The 20,513-nt window shown below is 72.5% G+C and carries 21 protein-coding genes; 10 read left to right on the forward strand and 11 right to left on the reverse strand.

Annotated features, from left to right (window positions below; genetic code table 11):
• Positions 1–53: 53 nt before the first annotated feature.
• The 4 genes from F4692_RS07840 to F4692_RS07855 all read right to left on the reverse strand — a co-directional run bounded on the left by F4692_RS07840 (position 54) and on the right by F4692_RS07855 (position 3,620).
• Positions 54–1,076, reverse strand: coding sequence for a hypothetical protein (locus F4692_RS07840; protein WP_179619136.1), 1,023 nt, complete (start codon positions 1,074–1,076; stop codon positions 54–56).
• On the reverse strand, positions 1,049–2,539 hold the full coding sequence (locus tag F4692_RS07845; protein ID WP_179619137.1) for a WXG100-like domain-containing protein: 1,491 nt from the start codon (positions 2,537–2,539) through the stop codon (positions 1,049–1,051). The genes F4692_RS07840 and F4692_RS07845 overlap by 28 nt, the downstream gene beginning before the upstream one ends.
• Positions 2,523–2,807 (reverse strand): hypothetical protein, encoded by a 285-nt coding sequence (locus F4692_RS07850; protein ID WP_179619138.1) that lies wholly within the window; start codon positions 2,805–2,807, stop codon positions 2,523–2,525. The genes F4692_RS07845 and F4692_RS07850 overlap by 17 nt, the downstream gene beginning before the upstream one ends.
• Before the next feature lie 78 nt (positions 2,808–2,885).
• Positions 2,886–3,620: a hypothetical protein gene (locus tag F4692_RS07855; protein WP_179619139.1), complete on the reverse strand. Its 735-nt coding sequence runs from the start codon at positions 3,618–3,620 to the stop codon at positions 2,886–2,888.
• A 161-nt stretch (positions 3,621–3,781) separates the two neighbouring features.
• Here F4692_RS07855 and F4692_RS21080 point away from each other — a divergent pair, with 161 nt between their 5' ends.
• Positions 3,782–3,913, forward strand: coding sequence for a hypothetical protein (locus F4692_RS21080; protein ID WP_257029731.1), 132 nt, complete (start codon positions 3,782–3,784; stop codon positions 3,911–3,913).
• 3 nt (positions 3,914–3,916) lie between these two features.
• Here the strand turns inward: F4692_RS21080 and F4692_RS07860 are convergent, their stop codons facing one another.
• Positions 3,917–4,513: a DUF998 domain-containing protein gene (locus tag F4692_RS07860; protein WP_179619140.1), complete on the reverse strand. Its 597-nt coding sequence runs from the start codon at positions 4,511–4,513 to the stop codon at positions 3,917–3,919.
• A 70-nt stretch (positions 4,514–4,583) separates the two neighbouring features.
• Between F4692_RS07860 and F4692_RS21085 the strand changes: the two genes are divergently transcribed.
• Together F4692_RS21085 and F4692_RS07865 are read left to right on the forward strand one after the other, a co-directional pair.
• Positions 4,584–4,712 carry a hypothetical protein gene (locus F4692_RS21085; RefSeq protein ID WP_257029732.1) on the forward strand — a complete coding sequence of 43 codons (129 nt, stop codon included), beginning with the start codon at positions 4,584–4,586 and terminating at the stop codon, positions 4,710–4,712.
• Between the two features lie 31 nt (positions 4,713–4,743).
• The gene (locus tag F4692_RS07865) at positions 4,744–5,751 is read left to right on the forward strand and encodes a beta-ketoacyl-ACP synthase III (protein ID WP_179619141.1); all 1,008 of its coding nucleotides are present in this window, start codon (positions 4,744–4,746) and stop codon (positions 5,749–5,751) included.
• 887 nt (positions 5,752–6,638) lie between these two features.
• On the opposite strand, the gene F4692_RS07870 is transcribed toward F4692_RS07865, so the two are convergent.
• Genes F4692_RS07870 through F4692_RS07880 form a run of 3 tightly spaced genes read right to left on the reverse strand, consistent with a single transcriptional unit; the run spans position 6,639 to position 9,945 of the window.
• Positions 6,639–7,385 carry an alpha/beta fold hydrolase gene (locus F4692_RS07870; protein ID WP_179619142.1) on the reverse strand — a complete coding sequence of 249 codons (747 nt, stop codon included), beginning with the start codon at positions 7,383–7,385 and terminating at the stop codon, positions 6,639–6,641.
• Positions 7,382–9,394 carry an NADPH-dependent 2,4-dienoyl-CoA reductase gene (locus F4692_RS07875; RefSeq protein ID WP_179619143.1) on the reverse strand — a complete coding sequence of 671 codons (2,013 nt, stop codon included), beginning with the start codon at positions 9,392–9,394 and terminating at the stop codon, positions 7,382–7,384. Before F4692_RS07875 ends, F4692_RS07870 begins: the two co-directional genes overlap by 4 nt.
• Positions 9,391–9,945, reverse strand: a complete 555-nt coding sequence (locus F4692_RS07880) for a PadR family transcriptional regulator (RefSeq protein WP_179619144.1) — start codon at positions 9,943–9,945, stop codon at positions 9,391–9,393. Before F4692_RS07880 ends, F4692_RS07875 begins: the two co-directional genes overlap by 4 nt.
• A 128-nt stretch (positions 9,946–10,073) precedes the next feature.
• Between F4692_RS07880 and F4692_RS07885 the strand changes: the two genes are divergently transcribed.
• The 7 genes from F4692_RS07885 (at position 10,074) to F4692_RS07915 (ending at position 18,595) form a co-directional block, all read left to right on the forward strand.
• Complete coding sequence (locus tag F4692_RS07885; protein WP_306457369.1) at positions 10,074–11,243, forward strand: CaiB/BaiF CoA transferase family protein; 1,170 nt, start codon at positions 10,074–10,076, stop codon at positions 11,241–11,243.
• A gap of 42 nt (positions 11,244–11,285) precedes the next feature.
• Complete coding sequence (locus tag F4692_RS07890; RefSeq protein ID WP_179619145.1) at positions 11,286–12,734, forward strand: flavin-containing monooxygenase; 1,449 nt, start codon at positions 11,286–11,288, stop codon at positions 12,732–12,734.
• 199 nt (positions 12,735–12,933) lie between these two features.
• Positions 12,934–14,214 (forward strand): ABC transporter substrate-binding protein, encoded by a 1,281-nt coding sequence (locus F4692_RS07895; RefSeq protein WP_218858362.1) that lies wholly within the window; start codon positions 12,934–12,936, stop codon positions 14,212–14,214.
• Between the two features lie 35 nt (positions 14,215–14,249).
• The gene (locus F4692_RS07900; RefSeq protein ID WP_308645214.1) at positions 14,250–15,260 is read left to right on the forward strand and encodes a carbohydrate ABC transporter permease; all 1,011 of its coding nucleotides are present in this window, start codon (positions 14,250–14,252) and stop codon (positions 15,258–15,260) included.
• Positions 15,257–16,075, forward strand: coding sequence for a carbohydrate ABC transporter permease (locus F4692_RS07905; RefSeq protein WP_179619146.1), 819 nt, complete (start codon positions 15,257–15,259; stop codon positions 16,073–16,075). Before F4692_RS07900 ends, F4692_RS07905 begins: the two co-directional genes overlap by 4 nt.
• Positions 16,072–17,550, forward strand: coding sequence for a GH1 family beta-glucosidase (locus F4692_RS07910; protein WP_179619147.1), 1,479 nt, complete (start codon positions 16,072–16,074; stop codon positions 17,548–17,550). The genes F4692_RS07905 and F4692_RS07910 overlap by 4 nt, the downstream gene beginning before the upstream one ends.
• A 10-nt stretch (positions 17,551–17,560) precedes the next feature.
• Positions 17,561–18,595, forward strand: a complete 1,035-nt coding sequence (locus F4692_RS07915; RefSeq protein WP_179619148.1) for a LacI family DNA-binding transcriptional regulator — start codon at positions 17,561–17,563, stop codon at positions 18,593–18,595.
• A 5-nt stretch (positions 18,596–18,600) separates the two neighbouring features.
• Here F4692_RS07915 and F4692_RS07920 read toward each other — a convergent pair whose 3' ends face one another.
• The 3 genes from F4692_RS07920 to F4692_RS07930 are packed head-to-tail and all read right to left on the reverse strand — an operon-like array spanning position 18,601 to position 20,491.
• A complete protein-coding gene (locus F4692_RS07920; RefSeq protein ID WP_179619149.1) occupies positions 18,601–19,002 on the reverse strand; it encodes an arsenate reductase ArsC in 402 nt (133 codons plus the stop codon).
• Entirely contained in the window at positions 18,999–20,093 is a 1,095-nt protein-coding gene (arsB, locus tag F4692_RS07925) for an ACR3 family arsenite efflux transporter (RefSeq protein WP_179619150.1), read from the reverse strand. The genes F4692_RS07920 and arsB overlap by 4 nt, the downstream gene beginning before the upstream one ends.
• Complete coding sequence (locus F4692_RS07930; RefSeq protein ID WP_179619151.1) at positions 20,090–20,491, reverse strand: ArsR/SmtB family transcription factor; 402 nt, start codon at positions 20,489–20,491, stop codon at positions 20,090–20,092. Before F4692_RS07930 ends, arsB begins: the two co-directional genes overlap by 4 nt.
• Between the last annotated feature and the right edge of the window lie 22 nt (positions 20,492–20,513).

Genomic DNA, 20,513 nt, shown 5'->3' on the forward strand with positions numbered 1-20,513 from the left:
ACGTCATGAGAACTGGGCGTCCTGGTGAGCGGGCGGTGTCAACCCGGCGCGCCTCACTCCGCGATCGGGGTGAGGTCGCTCGGCAGGACCGCGGGCACCCCGCCGGAGTGACGGGGGAGCCGGTTGGTGTCGGCGAGGCAGGCCGAGTTCTGCAACGGCTCGACCTTCTCGAGGCCGACCGGGTCGGGACCCCCGATGACGGGCAGCGTGAGCCGGAGGTCGACGCCGTCGCTCGTCAGGCTCGCACCGAGGACCGCCCAGCCCTCGTCGTACGCGCGGGCGAAGGTGGCGAGCGTCGTCCCGCCGCCCCCGCACGCGGCGTACGTCAGGGTCCAGCCGTCGAGCCGCCCGGCGAGCGTGCCGAGGTCCGGTGCGGTCGTGGTGGCCTCGGCCACGGGTGCGAGGCGCCGGTTGACCCCGGCCTCGAGGCGTGGTGCGGAGACCCGCAGGCCGAGGGCGCGGAGCGCCGGGTCGCCATCGACGGCGTCGACGAGCCGGGAGTCCTCGGCGTCGCCCCACGCGGCCGTGGTGTCGTCCTCGGCGGACGCGTCGCCCAGCGGCCGCGACTGGATCGGCGGGGGCTCGAAGGGTGGGGAGGTCGTGTCGAGACAGGTCCGCGCGATCGGCTCCGGCGTGGGCCAGGTGCGGTCGAGGTGGTGGCGCGCGACGACCTCGACGGCGGCCCGCGCGCCGTCGCCGTCGGGGGTGACGACGAGCTGGGCGAGGGCGTCGCCGGTGGGCGAGGTGAGCGCGACCTGGACCGTGTCGCCGCAGGTGCTGGAGGTGCGGACCCAGCCGACGGACTTCGCCCAGTGCAGCTCCGACTGCGCCGCGGCCGCGACGTCCTTGGCGTACGACGTGGTGCGCCGGGCGACGAGCCGCACGACCTGCCCGTTGCTGCCGAGTGCGGGTCCCGCGACCCGGGCCGCCGTGGGCGCGACCCACGGGTCGGCCCACACGGACCGCGCGACCTCGAGGTCGCGCGCGTCGGACCCGATCGCCGGGTCCCCGCTGCACCCCGACAGCAGCGCGACCCCGAGCGCCAGGCTCAGGAGGCCGGCGTGACGGCGAACCACGGCTCGTCCCACCCGGAGACGCCGAGGTCGCCGCTGGTGAAGTCGTCACGCGACACGGTCTGCTCCCGACCGGACGCGGGGTCGAAGATCGTGAGCGAGTCGCCGTCGCTGCCGGTCACGAGCACGACGTGGCCCGGGCGCGTGGTGTCGCCGACGTAGAGCGGGACGTTGTGCCCGTTCTCGACCGAGTCGGCGATGTGGTCGTAGGTCGCGCCCCGGTCGCTCGGCGCGACGGTCTCGACGTCGTACTCGGTGCCGGGCACGCCGCTGCCACCGTCGCTGGACATCTCCGCCGCCACGGCCCACGGCTGCGTGCCGGCCGCCTGCGGCCACGGGAACTGCAGGTCCCCGTCGCGGTCCTTCAGCGCGTTGGTGCGGTCGTGCATCGCCAACGACTCGTCGGCGAAGCGCTCCTCCGGCGAGCGCGGGTCGGTCTGGCCGGTGACCGGGTCGTAGCCGGTCTCCATCCAGAGCGCGTACGCCGGGTCGTTGAGCATCCGCGACATGACCAGGCTCGAAGAGCCGCAGGTCGTCTGGTCGGGCTGGGAGTAGGAGCCGTCGGTCGGCGGGTCGAGGTCGTCGAGCTCGCCCGGGCTCATCGTGTGGAGCCTGGCGAGGTAGTTGGCGAGCGCGGTGCCGGTCAGGCCGGACGCGACGCCGGCCATGATCCAGGCGGCCTCCTCGTCGCTCCGGGCTCCGGCGAGGGCGTCGCGGACGGCCTGCTGCTCGTCGGGGGAGAGCCTGCCGAACGCGTCGTCGTACTGCTCCAGCGTGGCACCGGACAGCGGCCCGTCCTCGTCCTCCCAGCCGTTGACGAGCGCGACCGGGCTGACGCCCTCGGGGAGCTCGTCCGGCAGGTCGATCTCGTCCATCGCGGTGCGGATCGCGTTGCGGGCCACGCGTACGGCGTCGCGCGCGTCCTCGTAGGCGCCGATCGCCTCGCGGATCGCGTGGGCGACCCCCTCGACGATGCCGCGCAGGTAGTCGACGAGCTCCCACGGGAGCAGGTCGCCCCACGACAGCTGGAGGTTCTCCCGGAGCGCGTCGTCGGCGCGGCGGTGCCGGTCGCGGGCCTTGGTCATCGACTCGGCGAGCACGTCGAGGGCCGTCGCGACCCCGCGGGCCGCGGTGGGGACCGTGCCGGTGCGCGTGCCGAGGCGCCGCATCGACGTGCGGAAGCCGTCGCCGGAGGTGCCGTCCCAGGCGGTCGCGTCGATGGCGGTGCGGCAGGCCTCGAGCTCGTCGACGGCGTTGTCGGCCGAGGTGGCGATCTTGCGCCACGCCGACGCGGCGTTGGCGAGGTCGGCCGGGTCGGGCGCGGGCTGCTGGGTCGCGACCTGGACCGCCTCGGCGACGGCGTCGACGATCGTCTGCGCCGCGTCCCAGGGGGGCCAGAGGTCGATGTCCTCGACCCGGGCGACGACGTCCCTCAGCCGCCCGATGGCGTCATCGAGCAAGCCCATGGAACTCTCCCGCCGAGTTGCCGTCGCTCGCCTCGAAGTCGGCGATGCACTGCTCGGTGTTGACGTGGTGCTCGGCGATCACCCCGAGGACCACCCGCAGCACGCCGTCCATGTCGCCGGCGGCGTCGGTGAGCGTCGCGGCGAGGTCGGCCATGTCGTGCCCGGCCGCCTCGGCCGTGCGCCCGATCGCGTCCTGCACCTCGGCGTGCGCGTTGTCGCCGTACTGCCACCCGACCCGGACTGCCTCGGGGTTGAGGATGATGGTCATGCGAGCCCTCCCTGTCTGGGAGGAGGGTTCCCCTCGGGGCCGCGTCCAAACAAGGACCGGCCCCGAGGGCGTACGGCCTCAGCCGCGGTCGGAGGAGTCCCCGGTCACCACGACGTAGAAGCGCTTGCGCGTGTCGGGCGTGGTCACGCTGCCGTCGCTGTTGCGCGGGCTCACCACGAGGTGGTTGGTGTTGCCCGTGCCGGGCGGCGCGCAGTTGACCACGTTGGGCTGGCACATCGCGGCCGAGATCTCGCCGGAGAACTCCGGGTTGGCGTCCTCGCCGAGCGCGCGTCCGTTGGTGATCCCGTCGCCGTTCTGGTCGACGGTGTTCTGCAGGGCGACGACGGCCAGGACGCCGTTGTTGGCGAGGTTCTCGCCGGCGTTGATGTAGACGTTGCCGTTGGCGCGGAGGCCGGTGGTGTCGGCACCCGCGGGGGCGAGGGTCGGGTAGGCCGCGGTCACCGTGAACCCACCGGACTGCGCGACGATGGCGCCGGTCGCGTCGACGAGGGCCCAGCGTCCGACGCCGGCCGGGCCCGCGGGACCGGCCGGACCGGCGGGAAGCTGGCCGGCCTTGAAGTCACGGGCTCGCAGCGAGCCGTCCTTGACCTGCTTGCCGCCGATGGTGCCGTTCTTGATGTCCTTGCCCTGGATCGTGCGGTTCTTGATGTCCTGGGACTGGATCGAGTTGTTCTTGATGTCACCCGAGCCGATGAGGCCCGTGGCGTAGGACGTTCCGGTCGAGGCCACGACCAGTGCCATGACCGAGACGGCCATGGACGGGGACGGGCGGCGGAGTGCGGGGAGGCGCATGGGTCTTGACCCTTCGTCGACGACGCCGCCGGGACCGACGGCTTGCCACGGGGTTCGGAGTGAGCCGGGTCACGGATGTGCGACTTTGGTCTGATCCTCGGATGAGAGTCCTCTCATCGAGATCTCATCGACCGCTTGGCCCGCACTGTCAGGGTTGCGGCATGGGCATGGGAAAGAAGATCGCCGCACTAGGCATCGCGAAGAAGGTCTACGACGAGGCGCGCAAGCCGCACAACCAGGCCAAGATCAGGGCCGCGGTCGCCAAGGTGCAGGAGCGGCGCCGACCGCGCTGAGGCTCAGCGCCGGGGGCGGTACGCCCAGGCGTACGCCGCGAGCCCGCCGAGCACCGGCCACAGCGCGGCGCGCTCGAGCGCGCCCGCGGCCCTGCCCTCGCCCGACACGATGAAGCCGACCGCGGCCGCCGCGGTCAGCACGCCCGTGACCGTCAGCGCCCGACCGAGCCGCGGCCGCTCCGCACGTACCCGCGCGCCGAGCAGGACCAGGGCGAGCGGCTGCGCGACGAAGAGCGGCGTCGCGGCGAGCGCGTGCAGGGTCGCGTCCTGGTCGAGCGGTGCCAGACCCGTCGCGAACGAGCTCGCGCCGGACACGACGAGCAGCGCGGTCACCCACGGCCCGAGCGGCCTCGCGAGCAGCAGCGCGCCGCCGGCCAGCGCGACGCCGTACGCCATGAACGACCCGTTCATCACCTCGTGCCGAGGCGAGGCGTAGCCGTCGGTGATGCCGACCTCGCCCAGCTTGCTGACGGTGTCGGAGACGAAGCTGTAGCCCCCGGTGACGGCCGCGGCCGTGACCACCTCCGTGGCGACGTACGTGGGGCGCAGCAGGAAGAGGATCGCGCCGAGGCGGGCGGCACGGGAGGGGGCGTCGGGCACGGCGCCACCGTAGCCGCACACCCTCATCGGGGGGTGGAGGAAGAGGCGCCGCGCGGCGTAGACCGGATGCATGACCACCACACCGAACGAGCCCCTCCCCGATCCCGAGGTCGTCCCGTCGGGTGACCCGGGCGGTCCCGGCCCCATCGACCCGGGCGACCCGCCGCCGCCGGCGACGGAGCCCGAGCCGCTCCCGTGACCCTGCTGGCGCCGGTGCCTATCCTCGCGACATGACGATCCAGCAGCCCACCGACCTGGTCCACGCCGCGATGCTCGGCCTGGGCGTCCACCGCCCGGAGAGGGTCGTCACCAACGACGAGATCTGCGAGGTGCTCGACTCCTCCGACGAGTGGATCCAGACCCGCTCGGGGATCCGTACCCGTCGCTTCGCCGGCGAGGACGAGACGCTGATCGGGATGTCGATCTCCGCCGCCGAGCGCGCGCTGGCCGCCGCCGGCGTGGGGGCCGAGCAGGTGGGCTGCGTGATCGTCGCGACCTCGACCCACCCCGAGCACACGCCCGCCTCCGCGCCGCAGGTGGCGACCGCACTGGGCATCACCGCGGCCGCGTTCGACATCTCGGCCGGGTGCGCGGGCTTCTGCCACGCGCTCAACCTCGCCGCGTCGATGGTGCGCTCGCGCGCCGAGGAGCACGTCCTCGTCATCGGCGTCGAGCAGCTGAGCCGCTTCATGGACCCGACCGACCGCGGCACCGCCTTCATCTTCGCCGACGGCGCGGGTGCCGTGGTGGTGGGACCGTCGGACGCGCCCGGCATCGGCCCGACCGCCTGGGGCTCGGACGGCTCGCAGGCCCACGTCATCACGCAGACCCCGAGCTGCCTCGGCGGCCACTCAGCCGCGGAGGGCCTCGACCACCCCGTGGTGCAGATGGAGGGCACGGCCGTCTTCCGGTGGGCGCCCTTCGCGATGGCGAAGGTCGCGCACGAGGCGCTCGACCTCGCCGGGGTCTCCGTGGACGACCTCGACGCCTTCATCCCGCACCAGGCCAACCTGCGCATCACCCAGACGCTCGCCAGGAACATCCAGCTGCCCGACTCGGTCGCCGTCGCCACCGACGTCGTCGACGCGGGCAACACCTCCGCGGCGTCCGTACCCCTCGCGATGGAGGCGATGCTGCGCCAGGACGAGGCCTCCGTCGGCGACACCGCGCTGCTCATCGCGTTCGGGGCGGGGCTGAGCTATGCCGGGCAGGTCGTGACGCTGCCGCCGTTGGGCTGAGTCGAAACGGCTCGCGTCGGGGTTCGGCGCCGCCGTACCCTCGACTCCTCACCTCACCCCTGGGGTGACCGGGCTCCGCAGGCTCGACCTGCGCGGCGACCGGGATCCGTGAACAGTGGTCCGACCACATCGGCAGGGGTTCCCGGTGGGCCGGCGGTCGTCGGCCCACCGGTGTCGGCGCACGTGCGGCGGTCGTGGTCCTTGGCCGGCCGGTCCGGGGGCGATATCGCGGACACGTGCGGCGGTTGTGGCCGTTGGTCGGCCGGTGCGGGGGCGACATCTCGGACACGTGCGGCGGTTGTGGCCGTTGGTCGGCCGGTGCGGGGGCGGCATCTCGGACACGTGCGGCGGTTGTGGCCCTCAGCCGGCCGGTGCGGGGGCGACATCGCGGACACGTGCGGCGGTTGTTGCCCCCGGATCCCCCGGTTCGGGGGCGGCATCTCGGACACGTGTGGCGGTTGTGGCCCCCAGATCCCCGGTCCGGGGGCGACATCGCGGACACGTGCGGCGGTTGGCCCCTCAATCTTCAATCCGGGGGCGACATCTCGGACACGTGCGGCGGTTGTTGCCCCCGGATCCCCCGGTTCGGGGGCGGCATCTCGGACACGTGTGGCGGTCGTGGCCCCCAGATCTTCGGTTCGGGGGCGGCATCTCGGACACGTGTGGCGGTCGTGGCCCTCAGCCGGCCGGTTCGGGGCGACATCTCGGACACGTGGGCGGTTGTGGTCCTCAGCCGGCCGGTTAGGGGGCGGCATCTCGGACACGTGCGGCGGTTGTGGCCCCCAGATCCCCGATCCGGGGGCGACATCGCGGACACGTGCGGCGGTTGTGGCCCCTCAATCTTCGATCCGGGGGCGATATCGCGGACACGTGCGGCGGTTGTTGCCCTACGCGCCGCCGGCCAACCGGTCCGCGACGACGGCCCACACGTCCGGGTCGACCCCCATCCCGATGTGCCGCGAGGAGACCTCGACGTGCTCGACCCGGGGCGAGGCGTGGTCGAGGCAGGCCTGCCAGGACACGATGCCGTCGCGGCGGGAGTACATGACCGTCAGCGGCACCCGGATCGGGGACTCGGCGTCCAGCCGCCGGGTGATCGCCTCGACGTCGTCGGGACCGGGACCGACGAGGCGGGCGACCGTCGTGTGCGCCGGACCGGCGACGGGCGTCCCGTACGTGACGACCCGCCGGACCGCGTCGGGGTGGCGGCGGGCGACCTCGCGGGCGATGACGCCGCCGAGGCTCCATCCGACGAGCGAGGCGGGCGCGCCCGAGGCGTCGACGAGCTCGAGCAGGCGCTGCGACAGCCGTTCGACGTCACGACGGGGGTCGCCGGTGTTGGTCCCGAAGCCCCAGCCGCGGGCGTCGTACCCGAGCCGTCGCAGGTACGCCCGCAGGGGGGCGCCCGACAGCTCGGGGGCCCGCCAGCCGGGGATGTCCACCACGAGGTGGCCGTCCCCGCGCGGCGCCGCGGCGAGGCGGGGGAGCGCGCCGGCGAGGCGCAGGGCGTCCAGGCCGGAGCCCAGCTCGCCGAGGGCGGTCCACGTCGACGGCGGTCCGGAGGCGCGGTCGAGACCGGCCACGTCGCGCACCCGGGCCCGCGACCGCACGCCGCTGGTGGACAGGAGGTTCACAGCGCGGCCACGACCTCGGTGCCCTGCTTGATCGCCCGCTTCGCGTCCAGCTCGGCCGCGACATCCGCTCCGCCGATGAGGTGGGCGTCGCGTCCCAGCCCGTCGTAGAGACTCCGGACCGAGTCCTGCCCGGCGCACACCACGATCGTGTCGGCCTCGATCACGCGGGAGACGCCGTCGACGGTGACGTGCAGTCCGTCGTCGTCGATGCGGTCGTAGGTCGCACCGCTGACCTGGGTGACCCGCGACTGCTTGAGCACCGCGCGGTGCGCCCAGCCCGAGGTCTTCCCGAGGCCGATGCCGATCGGGGTGGTCTTGCGCTGCACGAGCGTCACCTCGCGCGCGGGCGTACGCGGCTTGGCCTCGGTCAGGCCACCCTCGTGCAGGGCGGGGTCGCCGACGCCCCAGTGCGCCATCCAGTCGTCGAGGTCCTCCTCCTCGTGGGTGAGGAACACGCTGACGTCGACGCCGATGCCGCCGGCGCCGATCACGGCCACGCGGTGGCCCGGGGTGACGGCACCGCTCAGCACGTCGGCGTACGACGCCACGCTCGGGTGGTCGATGCCGGGGATCTGCGGGATGCGGGGCTCCACGCCGGTCGCGACGACCACCTGGTCGAAGCCGGCGAGGTCGTCGGGGGACGCCTCGGTCGAGAGGCGTACGTCGACGCCGAGGACCTCGAGGCGGCGGGTGAAGTAGCGCAGGGTCTCGGCGAAGTCCTCCTTGCCGGGCACGGCCATGGCCAAGCGGAACTGGCCACCGAGCGCGGGTGACTTCTCGAAGAGCGTGACCGCGAAGCCGCGCTCCGCGGCGCTCGTGGCGGCGGCGAGGCCCGCAGGACCGGCGCCGACGACGGCCACCGTCTGGGGGCGCAGCGTCGGCATCAGGACCAGCTCGGTCTCGTGGCAGGCGCGCGGGTTGACCAGGCACGAGGCGCGCTCGTTGCTGAAGACGTGGTCGAGGCAGGCCTGGTTGCAGGCGATGCAGGTGTTGATCTCGTCGGCGCGCTCGTCCATCGCCTTGGCGACGAAGGCGGGGTCGGCCAGCAGCGGACGGGCCATCGAGACGAGGTCCGCCTCGCCGGCCGCGAGGATGTCCTCGGCGAGCTCGGGGGTGTTGATGCGGTTGGAGGCGCAGACCGGGACGTCGACGACCTCCTTGAGGCGGGCGGTGTGCGAGCGCCACGCACCGCGCGGGACCTGCGTGATGATCGTCGGCACCCGGGCCTCGTGCCAGCCGATGCCGGTGTTGAGGACCGTCACGCCCGCGGCCTGCAGGTGCAGCGCCAGCTCGGCGGTCTCCTCCCACGTCTGGCCGCCCTCGACGAGGTCGAGCAGCGAGATCCGGTAGACGATCGGGAAGTCGTCGCCGACGAGCTCGCGCGAGCGGCGTACGACCTCGACCGCGAAGTGCATGCGACGCGTGGCCGAGCCACCCCACTCGTCGTCGCGGTCGTTGGTGCGGGCGGCGAGGAACTGGTTGATGAGGTAGCCCTCGGAGCCCATGATCTCGACGGCGTCGTAGCCGGCCTTGCGGGCCAGGGCGACGCTCTTCGCGAAGGCGGTCGCGGTGTGGTCGACCTCCTTGCTCGACATCGCGCTCGGCTTGAACGGCGTGATCGGGGACTTCTTGTCCGACGCGCTCTGCGACAGCGGGTGGTAGCCGTAGCGACCGGCGTGCAGCACCTGCAGCGCGATCGCGCCGCCGGCGTCGTGGACGGCACCCGTCACCCGCTCGTGGCGCGCGGCCTGCAGGCGGTTGGTCATCTCGGACGCGAACGGCTTGAGCCAGCCGCGCTTGGTGGGGGCGTACCCGCCGGTGATGATCAGCCCGACCCCGCCGCGGGCCCGCTCGGCGAAGAACGCGCCGAGCTTGTCGATGTCCCACGGCCGGTCCTCGAGGCCGGTGTGCATCGAGCCCATCACGACCCGGTTGCGCAGCGTCAGCGCGTCCGGTCCGGTGCCGAGCGTGAGCGGCTCGAGCAGGTGGGGGTAGCGGGGGTGCGTCACGGTGTCTCCCTGGTGTCGTCCTGCTCGTGGGCCTGCAGGTAGTCGGTGATCCAGTCGATCCAGAAGCGCTCGAGGCCGATGCCGCCGCGCAGCACCAGCCAGCGGTCCTTGGGGCCGGCCTCGAGCCCGTCGGGGTCGGGGAACTGCTCGCGCTCCATCTGCTCGTACTGCGCGAGGCGGGTGGCGTGGTCGGCGCGCGCGTCGCGCAGGTGGCCCGCCAGCGCGGCGCGGTCGCCGTACGACGCGCCGCGCATCTTGACCGCGAGCTCGGAGCGGAACGCCTCCATCGGGGTGGGGGCGGCCAGCCAGTCGGCGAGGACCGTACGCCCGAGCGCCGACGGCGTGTGGACCCGCTTGTCGGGCCGGCCGTCCTGGGGCACGACCTCGACGGTCACCCAGCCGTCCGCCTCCATCCGGCCGAGCACGCGGTAGATCTGCTGGTGCGTGGCGTGCCAGAAGAAGCCGAGCGACGTCTCGAAGCGCCTCGTCAGCTCCAGCCCGCTCGCCGGTCGCTCGCTGAGCGCGACGAGGAGGGCGTGCTCGAGGGGCATGACGTCATGGTGCCCGACCTATGCAACGAGTTGCAAGGCGTGTGTCGCGAGTCACCGAACTTCCGGTGACTTCAGCCCCCGGGCGCCGCCCCTCGCGACCATGACAGCGGTGCTGTCATGATCGGTCCATGACGTACGAGCTGGGCCGGGGCACGGGGCCGCTGCGGGGCGTGAAGGTGGTGGAGATCGCGGGCATCGGGCCGGGGCCGCACGCGTGCATGATCCTCGCCGACCTCGGCGCGGACGTGGTCCGGATCGACCGACCCGGCGGGGGGACGTTCGCCGCGGGGCGTGCCGACCTGCTCAACCGGGGGCGCCCCAGCGTGGCGCTCGACCTCAAGCGGCCCGAGGCGGTGGCGACCGTCCTCGACCTGGTCGCGGAGGCGGACGTGCTCGTCGAGGGCATGCGACCGGGGGCGATCGAGCGCCTCGGGCTCGGCCCGGACGAGTGCTTGGCACGCAACCCGCGGCTGGTGTTCGCGCGGATGACCGGCTGGGGCCAGGCGGGCGCCTGGAGCCAGGTGGCCGGGCACGACATGAACTACGTCGCGGTCACCGGCGCGCTGCACGGGCTGGGCCAGGACCCGGCGCGACCGCACTTCCCGGGCAACCTGCTCGGCGACTTCGGCGGCGGCTCGACGTACCTCGTGATCGGCGTCCTCGCCGCGCTGCTCGAGGCGCGGGTGAGCGGGCAGGGCCAGGTCGTCGACGCCGCGATCGTGGACGGCACCGCCCACCTCAACACCATCGCGTCGAGCTTCGCCGCGATGGGTCTCGACACCGGGCGCCGCGCCGAGGGGATGCTCGACGGCGGCGTGCCCTGGTACGACCTCTACGAGACCGCCGACGGCCGCCACGTCACGGTCGGCGCCCTCGAGCCGCAGTTCTGGGCGGTGCTGGTCGATCGCATCGGGGTGGACCTGCCCGACCGCGACGACCCCGCCAACCGTGCCGCGATCCGCGACGCCCTGACCGCGCGCTTCAAGGAGCGCACGCAGGCCGAGTGGGCCGAGGTGTTCGACGGGACCGACGCCTGCGTCGCGCCCGTGGTGCCCCTCGCCGAAGCGCCCACCCACCCGCACCTCGCCTCGCGCGGCACCTTCGTGGCCGTGGAAGGGGTGACGCAGCCGGCCCCGGCGCCCCGCTTCTCCCGTACGCCCCCCTCGATCGGTCGCGCCCCGGCGCTGCCGGGAGAGCACACCCGCGAGGCACTGCAGGCGTGGGGCATCGACGGGGTGGACGCGCTCGTCGCGTCGGGAGCGGCGGTGCAGGCCGGCGGCGACCGCCCCGAGGTGTAACTCGCAGTTACGATCCGCCCCCGGATCGCCTACGCTCGAGTCGTGACTGCTGCCGAGCACGTCGACGTGCTGATCATCGGGGCGGGGCTGTCGGGCATCGGCGCGGCCGCCCACCTGGCCAAGGACCTGCCCGGGACGACGTACGCCGTCCTCGAGCGCCGCGAGACCAGCGGCGGCACCTGGGACCTGTTCCGCTACCCCGGCGTCCGCTCGGACTCCGACATGCACACCCTGGGCTATCGCTTCCGGCCGTGGCGCGGTGACACGGCGCTGGCCGACGGCGAGTCGATCCTGCGCTACGTCCGCGACACCGCGCGCGAGTACGGCGTGGACCGCCACGTCCGCTACCGCCACCGGGTGACCTCGGCGTCGTGGGACTCGCCGGCCGCGCGGTGGACCGTGACCGCCGAGGTCGGGGGCGAGACGCGCACGATGACCGCCGACTTCCTGTGGGCGTGCAGCGGCTACTACGACTACGACCGGGGCTACACGCCCGACCTCGCGGGCCGGGAGCGCTTCGGCGGCCGCATCGTGCACCCCCAGCACTGGCCCGAGGACCTCGACCTCACCGGGCAGCGGGCCGTGGTGATCGGCTCGGGCGCGACCGCGGTGACCCTGGTGCCGGCGATGGCGCGGGCCGGCGCGGCCCACGTGACGATGCTCCAGCGCTCGCCCACCTACGTGCTCTCCGTCCCCGGCACGGACGCGCTGAAGCGCCGGCTGACGAAGGTGGTCGGCGAGGGCGCGTCGTACGCCGTCACGCGCTGGAAGAACATCGCCGTGCAGTCGGCGCTCTACCGCGTGAGCCGCCGCAGGCCCCAGCTCGTGCGCAAGGTCGTCCGCAAGGCCAACGTCGCGCTGCTGCCCCCCGGCTACGAGGTCGACACGCACTTCAACCCGACCTACGACCCGTGGGACCAGCGGATGTGCCTGGTCCCCGACGGCGACCTGTTCCGTGCGATCAAGGACGGCTCGGCGTCGGTGGTCACCGACCGCATCGCCACCTTCACCGAGACCGGGCTCGAGCTCGTCTCGGGGGAGCACCTGGAGGCCGACGTGGTGGTCACGGCGACCGGGCTCAACCTCCAGATCTTCGGCGGCGCCGAGCTCGTCGTCGACGGCGAGGTCGTCCAGCCGCACGAGACGATGGCCTACCGCGCGATGATGCTCTCGGGCGTCCCCAACTTCGCCTTCACCGTCGGCTACACCAACGCGTCCTGGACGCTGAAGGCCGACCTCGTCGCGGAGTACGTCGTGCGGCTGCTGAAGCGGATGCGGTCCACCGGCTCCCGGTCGGTCGTGCCGGTCCGCGACGACTCGGTGGGCGAGGTGCCGCTGATGGACTTCGAGTCCGGATACGTCCAGCGCATGGTGCACACGCTGCCCCGCCAGGGCACGGTCGCGCCGTGGGCGCTGAAGCAGAACTACCTGTACGACGCGGTGACCATCCGGGGCGCCCGGCTCGACGACGGCGTGCTGCGCTGGGCCTGAGGGGCGCGTGTGGTGGGGGAATGATGGAAGCGCTCCCACCCATTGACGGGTGACTTTGGAGCGTACCGTTGACTTCAGTGTGTGACCCCGGTCATAGTGAGGCCCGGACGGAAGTGGAAGCGCTCTCACACCCCGCTCACGTCCACCTCCCGGTCGGGCAACCAGCCCGGCGCAGCAGCAGGACGGCAGGAGTGCAGTGGTGCAGACACCGAAGACCCGGCGGGTGCGACTCGCCCTGAGCGCGATGACGGCGCTCACCCTCGCGACGACCCTGGCCGCGTGCAGCGGCGGTGACGACGACGGCTCGGCTGCCGACGGCGTCACGACCATCAGCGTCGCGACGTTCAACGAGTTCGGCTACGAGGGACTCATCGAGGAGTGGAACGACTCCCACGACGACATCAAGATCGAGCAGGTCAAGGTCGGCACCTGGGACGACGCCAAGGCCAACCTGTTCACGAAGCTCGCGGCCGGGTCCGGCCTGTCCGACATCGAGGCCATCGAGGGCGACGCGATGCCCGCGATCATGGCCGAGAGCGGCGCGTTCGCCGACCTCACCGACCCCGAGCTCGAGGGCCGGTGGCTCGACTGGAAGGCCGAGGCCGGCACCAACGCCGAGGGCCAGATGATCGGCTACGGCACCGACGTGGGCCCCGAGGGCATCTGCTACCGCGCCGACCTGTTCGAGCAGGCCGGCCTGCCCAGCGACCGCGACGAGGTCGCGAAGCTCATGGGCACCTGGGACGACTACTTCGCCACCGGCGACACGTTCGTCGAGGCCATGCCCGGCACCGCCTGGTACGACTCGTCGACCAGCCTGTCGCAGGCCATGCTCAACCAGGTCGAGTTCCCCTTCGAGACCGACAACGAGACGGTCGACGTGGAGAACCCCGAGCTCGAGGCGGTCTACAAGACCGTGACCGACAACGTGGACCGCGGCCTGTCCTCCAAGATCGCGCAGTGGGGCGACGACTGGACCGCGCAGTTCCAGAACGACGGCTTCGCCACGATCCCGTGCCCGGGCTGGCTGATGGGCATCATCGAGGGCAACTCCGAGGGTGTCGACGGCTGGGACATCGCCAACGTGTTCCCCGGTGGCGGCGGCAACTGGGGCGGCTCGTTCCTCACCGTCCCGACGCAGGGCGAGCACCAGGAGGAGGCCAAGGAGGTGGCCGCCTGGCTGACCGCCCCGGAGCAGCAGGCCAAGGCGTTCGCCGCCGTGGGAGCCTTCCCCAGCCAGGTCGAGGCGCAGGACTCGCCGGAGGTCAACGAGGCCGTCAACGAGTTCTTCAACGACGCCCCCATCGGCACCATCACCGCCGACCGGGCCGCCGCCATCACCGTGCAGCCGTTCAAGGGACCGAAGTACTCCGACATCCTGACGGCCTTCCAGGCGGCGATCATGCGCGTGGACGACGGGTCGAAGGACCCCGAGGCGTCGTGGGAGCAGTTCCTCGCCGACGTCGAGGCGCTCGGCTGAGCCGACCTCTCCCACCCACGAGCGAACGGCGCGACGTGACCACTCATCTCCACACGCGGGGTGGCGACATCGACGAGATGTCGCCACTCCGGCCGGGGCACGGCCCCCGGGCCGTGCGGCCCGAGCCACCGCAGTGGCGGCAGCGGCTGAGCCGGGCCGACCACCGGTACTCCCCGTACCTCTACGTCGCGCCGTTCTTCGTGCTCTTCCTGGTCATCGGGATGTTCCCCCTCGGCTACACGGCGTGGGTCTCGGTCCACGACTGGAGCCTGCTGGGGGGCAAGGGCGACTTCGTCGGCCTCGAGAACTACCGCGAGGTCCTCGACAGTCCCTACTTCACCAAGCAGCTGGTCAACACGATCAGCATCTTCCTGATCTCGTCGGTGCCCCAGATCCTCATCGCCCTGGTGCTCGCCGGCCTGCTCGACAACCAGCTGCGCGGGCGGACCCTGTGGCGGATGAGCATCCTGCTGCCGTTCGTGGTGTCCCCCGTCGCGGTGGCGATCATCTTCGGGAGCCTGTTCGGCGACCGCTACGGCCTGGTCAACCAGGCGCTCAACGTGGTGGGGATCGACAACATCGCGTGGCACACCAACCGCCTGGCCAGCCACGTCGCCATCGCGAGCATGGTCAACTGGCGCTGGACCGGCTACAACGCGCTGATCTTCCTCGCGGCGATGCAGGCGGTGCCGCGCGAGCTCTACGAGTCCGCGGCGATCGACGGAGCCGGCCGCCTGCGCCAGTTCGTCTCCATCACCGTCCCGATGATCCGCCCGACGATGATCTTCGTCATCATCACCTCCACCATCGGAGGACTCCAGATCTTCGCCGAGCCGCGGCTCTTCGACGACACGACCGCCCGCAACGGCGGCAGCGACCGGCAGTTCGGCACGATCACCATGCTCGTCTACGACTTCGGCTGGCAGCTGCGCGACCTCGGGCGGGCCTCCGCGACCGCCTGGCTGCTCTTCCTGGTGATCTGCGTCTTCGCAGTCGTCAACCTCGTGCTGGTGCGCCGCATCGGGTCCCTCGGAGGTGAGCGATGAGCCGTCGACCCGGATTCCTCGTCTACGGCCTGCTGGCCGCGTTCGTCCTCGGCTCGGCCGCGCCGCTCTACTGGTCCTTCCTGCTCGGCTCGCAGACCAAGGAGGTCGCGGCCCAGGGCGTGCCTCCGCTCCTGCCGGGGGGCCACTTCATGGCCAACGCGCAGCGGGCGATGGACTCGATCCCGTTCTGGAAGGCGCTGGGCAACAGCCTCCTCGTCTCGACGGTGACCGCGTGCTCGGTCGTGTTCTTCTGCACCCTCGCCGGCTACGCCTTCGCCAAGCTGCGCTTCCGCGGCCGCGGGCCGCTGCTCGTCTTCGTCGTCGCCACCATGGCGGTGCCGACCCAGCTCGGCGTGGTCCCGCTCTTCATCCTCATGGCGGAGCTGGGCTGGGCGGGCACCACGTTCTCGGTGATGCTCCCGTGGCTGGTGACGGCGTTCGGCGTCTTCTTCATGCGGCAGTACCTCGTCGACGCCGTCCCCGACGAGCTGATCGAGGCCGCGCGGATGGACGGCTGCTCGCAGATCCGGGTGTTCCTCACCGTCGCCGTCCCCGCCGCCCGGCCGGCAGCCGCGATCCTGTGGCTGTTCACCTTCATGCAGGTGTGGACCGACTTCTTCTGGCCGCTCATCGCGCTGCCGCCCGACAACCCCACCATCCAGGTGGCCCTCAACCAGCTTCAGAGCGGGTACTTCAAGGACTTCAGCCTGGTCCTCGCCGGGACCACCCTGGCCACCATCCCGCTCCTGATCCTCTTCGTCCTCGCCGGGCGCCAGCTCGTGTCCGGCATCATGCAAGGAGCCGTCAAGGGATGACCATCCACACCAGCCCCACCACCACCGTCACCGGCCCGGGCACCGAGCCCGTGCGGTTCCCGCAGGACTTCGTGTGGGGGATGGCGACCGCGTCCTACCAGATCGAGGGCGCCGTGGCGGAGGACGGGCGTACGCCGTCGATCTGGGACACGTTCTCGCGCATCCCCGGCGCCGTGATGAACGACGACACGGGTGACGTGGCCTGCGACCACTACCACCGGATGCCCGAGGACGTCGCTCTGCTCGCCGACCTCGGCGCCACCTCCTACCGCTTCTCCGTCGCCTGGCCGCGCGTACGCCCGGACGCCGGCCCGGTGAACCCCGCGGGCCTCGCGTTCTACGACCGGCTGGTCGACCGGCTGCTGGCGCACGACATCGCGCCGTGGCTCACGCTCTACCACTGGGACCTGCCCCAGGTGCTCGAGGACGCGGGCGGCTGGACCAACCGCGACACCGCCCACCGCTTCGTCGAGTACGCCCTCGCGGTGCACGACGTCCTCGGCGACCGCGTCCGGACGTGGACCACCCTCAACGAGCCGTGGTGCTCGGCGTTCCTGGGCTACACCGCCGGCCACCACGCGCCCGGGCGGCAGGAGGGTGCGGCCGGTCTCGTCGCCGGGCACCACCTCATGCTCGGCCACGGCCTGGTCGTGCAGGAGCTGCGCAGCCGCGGCGTCGACCGCCTCGGACTCAGCCTCAACCTCACCGTGCCCGACCCGAGCGACCCGTCCGACCCGGTCGACGTCGACGCCGCCCGGCGCATCGACGGCCTGCACAACCGGTTCTTCCTGGACCCGATCTTCCGCGGCGCCTACCCCGCCGACGTGCTGGAGGACACCGCCGCACTGACGTGGCAGGACGCGCCGTGGACGGACGTGGTGCTCGACGGCGACCTCGCGACCATCTCGGCGCCGATCGACGTGCTCGGCGTGAACTACTACCACGGCAACGAGGTCTCGGGTCACCCGCGCACGGACGTCGTCGGCATCGGCGCCGACCACCCCGACCGGGTGGCGCTGTCGCCGTTCCCCGGCTCGGAGCACGTCACCATGCCGAGCCGCGGCCTGCCGGTCACCGACATGGGCTGGGAGATCCAGCCGGAAGGCCTCTACCGGCTGCTGCGCCGGCTGCACGACGACTACCCGCACCTGCCGATCTCGCTGACGGAGACGGGCGCGGCGTTCGCCGACGTGCTCGACGCCGACGGGCGGGTGCACGACCCGGACCGCATCGCGTTCCTCGACTCCTACCTCCGCGCGGTGCACCGCGCCATCGAGGAGGGCGTCGACGTGGCCGGCTTCTACCAGTGGTCGTTCTGCGACAACTTCGAGTGGGCCTTCGGCTACGCCAAGCGCTTCGGCCTGGTGCACGTCGACTACGAGACGCAGCGGCGTACGCCCAAGTCGAGCGCACGCTGGTACGCCGAGCTGGCCCGCACCGGAGCGCTGCCACCGGTCGACGTGCAGGGGGACTAGCGTGACGCGGGTGACCACGCCGCGGACCTCCCCCCTGTCCGGGTCCCCGACCCTGGACGAGGTGGCGCGGGTCGCCGGGGTCTCGCGGGCCACCGCCTCGCGGGCCATCAACGGCGGCCAGCGCGTGAGCGCGCGCGCCCAGGAGGCCGTCGACGAGGCCGTACGCACCCTCGGCTACGTGCCGAATCCCGCGGCCCGCAGCCTGGTCACCCGGCGCACCGACTCGATCGCGGTGCTGGTCCCCGAGCCGGACGACCGCGTCTTCTCCGACCCGTTCTTCGCCGGCACCCTCCGCGGCGTCAACCGGGTGCTGTCCGAGCGCGACATCCAGCTCGTCCTGCTCCTCGCGCGTCCGGGCGCCGACACCGCGCGCACCCTGCGCTACCTCACCAACCGCCACGTCGACGGCGCGATCGTGACCTCCCACCACCGCGAGGACCGGCTCGCCGAGCACCTCGCCGAGATCGGGCTGCCGTGCGTCTTCGGCGGTCGCCCGTGGACCGGCGGCGAGCGGGTCGCCTACGTCGACGTCGACAACGCCGCGGGTGAGCGCGAGGCCACCGAGCTCCTGATCGGGTCGGGCCGCTCGCGCATCGGCACGATCGCCGGCCCCCACGACATGACGGCGGCCGCGGACCGGCTCGCGGGCTGGCGCCAGGCGATGAGCGCCGCCGGCCTGGCCGACGACGCCGTCGAGCACGGTGACTTCACCGAGGCGAGCGGCGAGACGGCGGCGCGGGCCCTGCTCGACCGGCACCCCGACCTCGACGCGCTGGTCGTCGCCTCCGACCTCATGGCCGCCGGCGCCCTGCGCGTCCTGACCGAGCGCGGCCGCTCCGTCCCCGACGACGTCGCGGTCGTCGGCTTCGACGACCTCGGCGTCGCCGAGCGGACCACCCCGCAGCTCACCACGGTGCGCCAGCCCGTGGTCGAGATGGCCGAGCGGGCGACCCGACTGCTGCTCGAGCGCGTCGACGCGATGGAGGGCTCGCACCCGATGCGGGTCATCATCCCGCCGACCCTGGTCCAGCGCGCGAGCACCTGAGCGGCTCAGCCGACGCCGAGGGAGGCGAGCAGCCGCTCGACACGGCTGCGGATCTCGTCGCGGATCGGTCGCACGGCCTCGATGCCCTGACCGGCCGGGTCGTCGAGCGCCCAGTCCTCGTAGCGCTTGCCGGGGTGGAAGGGGCAGGCGTCACCGCAGCCCATCGTGACGACCACGTCCGACTGCTCGACCGCGGCGTCGCTGAGCAGCCTCGGCTGGTGGGAGGCGATGTCGATGCCGACCTCCGCCATCGCCTCGACAGCGACCGGGTTCACCGATCCCGCCGGTGCCGAGCCGGCGGAGAGGACCTCGACGCGGTCGCCGGCGAGGTGGCGCAGCCAGCCGGCGGCCATCTGGGAGCGGCCGGCGTTGTGGACGCAGACGAACAGGACGGTGGGAGTGGTCATCGGACGTTCTCCTCCACGGACGGGATCGGGGACTGGCGGGGGAAGAGGCGCTCGCGCAGGGCGAGGCTGACGTAGACGAGGCCGACCAGCACCGGCACCTCGATGAGCGGGCCGACCACGCCGGCCAGCGCCTGTCCGGAGGTGACGCCGAAGGTCGCGATGGCGACCGCGATGGCGAGCTCGAAGTTGTTGCCCGCCGCGGTGAACGCGAGGGTCGTCGTGCGCTCGTACGTCATCGAGAGCGCGCGCCCGAGCAGGAAGCCGCCGCCCCACATGAGCGCGAAGTAGACGAGGAGCGGCAGCGCGATGCGCGCCACGTCGAGTGGCCGGCTGGTGACCTGCTCGCCCTGGACGGCGAACAGGACGACGATCGTGAAGAGCAGCCCGACCAGGGCCCAGGGGCCGACGCGCGGCAGGAAGGCGGTCTCGTACCACTCGCGGCCACGGATCCGCTCGCCCCAGGTGCGCGAGAGCCAGCCGAGCAGCAGCGGCACGCCGAGGAACACGAGCACCGACCGCGCGATCTGCCAGGCTGAGACGTCCAGCGCGGCCTGCTCGAGCCCGAGCCACGCCGGCAGCGCCTCGAGGTAGAACCAGCCCAGGACGGCGAAGGCGACGACCTGGAAGACCGAGTTGAGGGCGACCAGCACGGCCGCCGCCTCGCGATCGCCGCACGCGAGGTCGTTCCAGATGACGACCATGGCGATGCAGCGAGCGAGGCCGACGATCACGAGCCCGGTGCGGTACTCCGGCAGGTCGGGCAGCAGCAGCCAGGCGAGGGCGAACATCAGCGCGGGTCCGAGCACCCAGTTGAGCACCAGCGACGCCGCCAGCATCCTGCGGTCGGAGGTGACGGTGTCGAGGCGGTCGCAGCGCACCTTGGCCAGGACGGGGTACATCATCACCAGCAGCCCGACCGCGATCGGCAGCGAGATCCCGTCGACCTCGACCGCGGACAGCACGTCACCGATGCCGGGCACCCATCGGCCGAGCAGGAGTCCGGCGACCATCGCGAGGCCGATCCACACCGGGAGGAGGCGGTCGAGGGTGGACAGCCGACCGACGCCCTCGCTGCCGTCAGCGGTGCTCACTCCCCCCCGCCGATGAGGGCGGCGACGTCGGCGAGGACCTCACGGCGCACGGCGTAGTAGACCCACACGCCTCGCTTGCTGCGATCGAGCAGGCCCGCCTCGTGGAGCACCTTGAGGTGGTGGCTGATCGTCGGCTGGGAGAGCTCGAAGGCGTCGTTGAGGTCGCACACGCAGGCCTCGCCGCCCTCGCTGGCCGCGACGATCGAGACCAGCCGGAGGCGTACGGGGTCGGCGAGCGCCTTGAGCAGCGGCGCGACACGTTCGGCCCGCTCGAGGGAGAGAGGCTCGCGGAGCAGCGGCGAGCAGCACGCGGCGGTCTCGACGGGGGTCAGGGTGAGTGGCGACTTCGACACACGTCGATATTGACAGATGTCGATGTCTGCGGCAACCTCGGACATCGACATTCATCGATATCGAAGG

Origin of the sequence: Nocardioides cavernae, assembly GCF_013410035.1 — a bacterium.
Taxonomy (GTDB): Bacteria; Actinomycetota; Actinomycetes; order Propionibacteriales; family Nocardioidaceae; genus Nocardioides; species Nocardioides cavernae_A.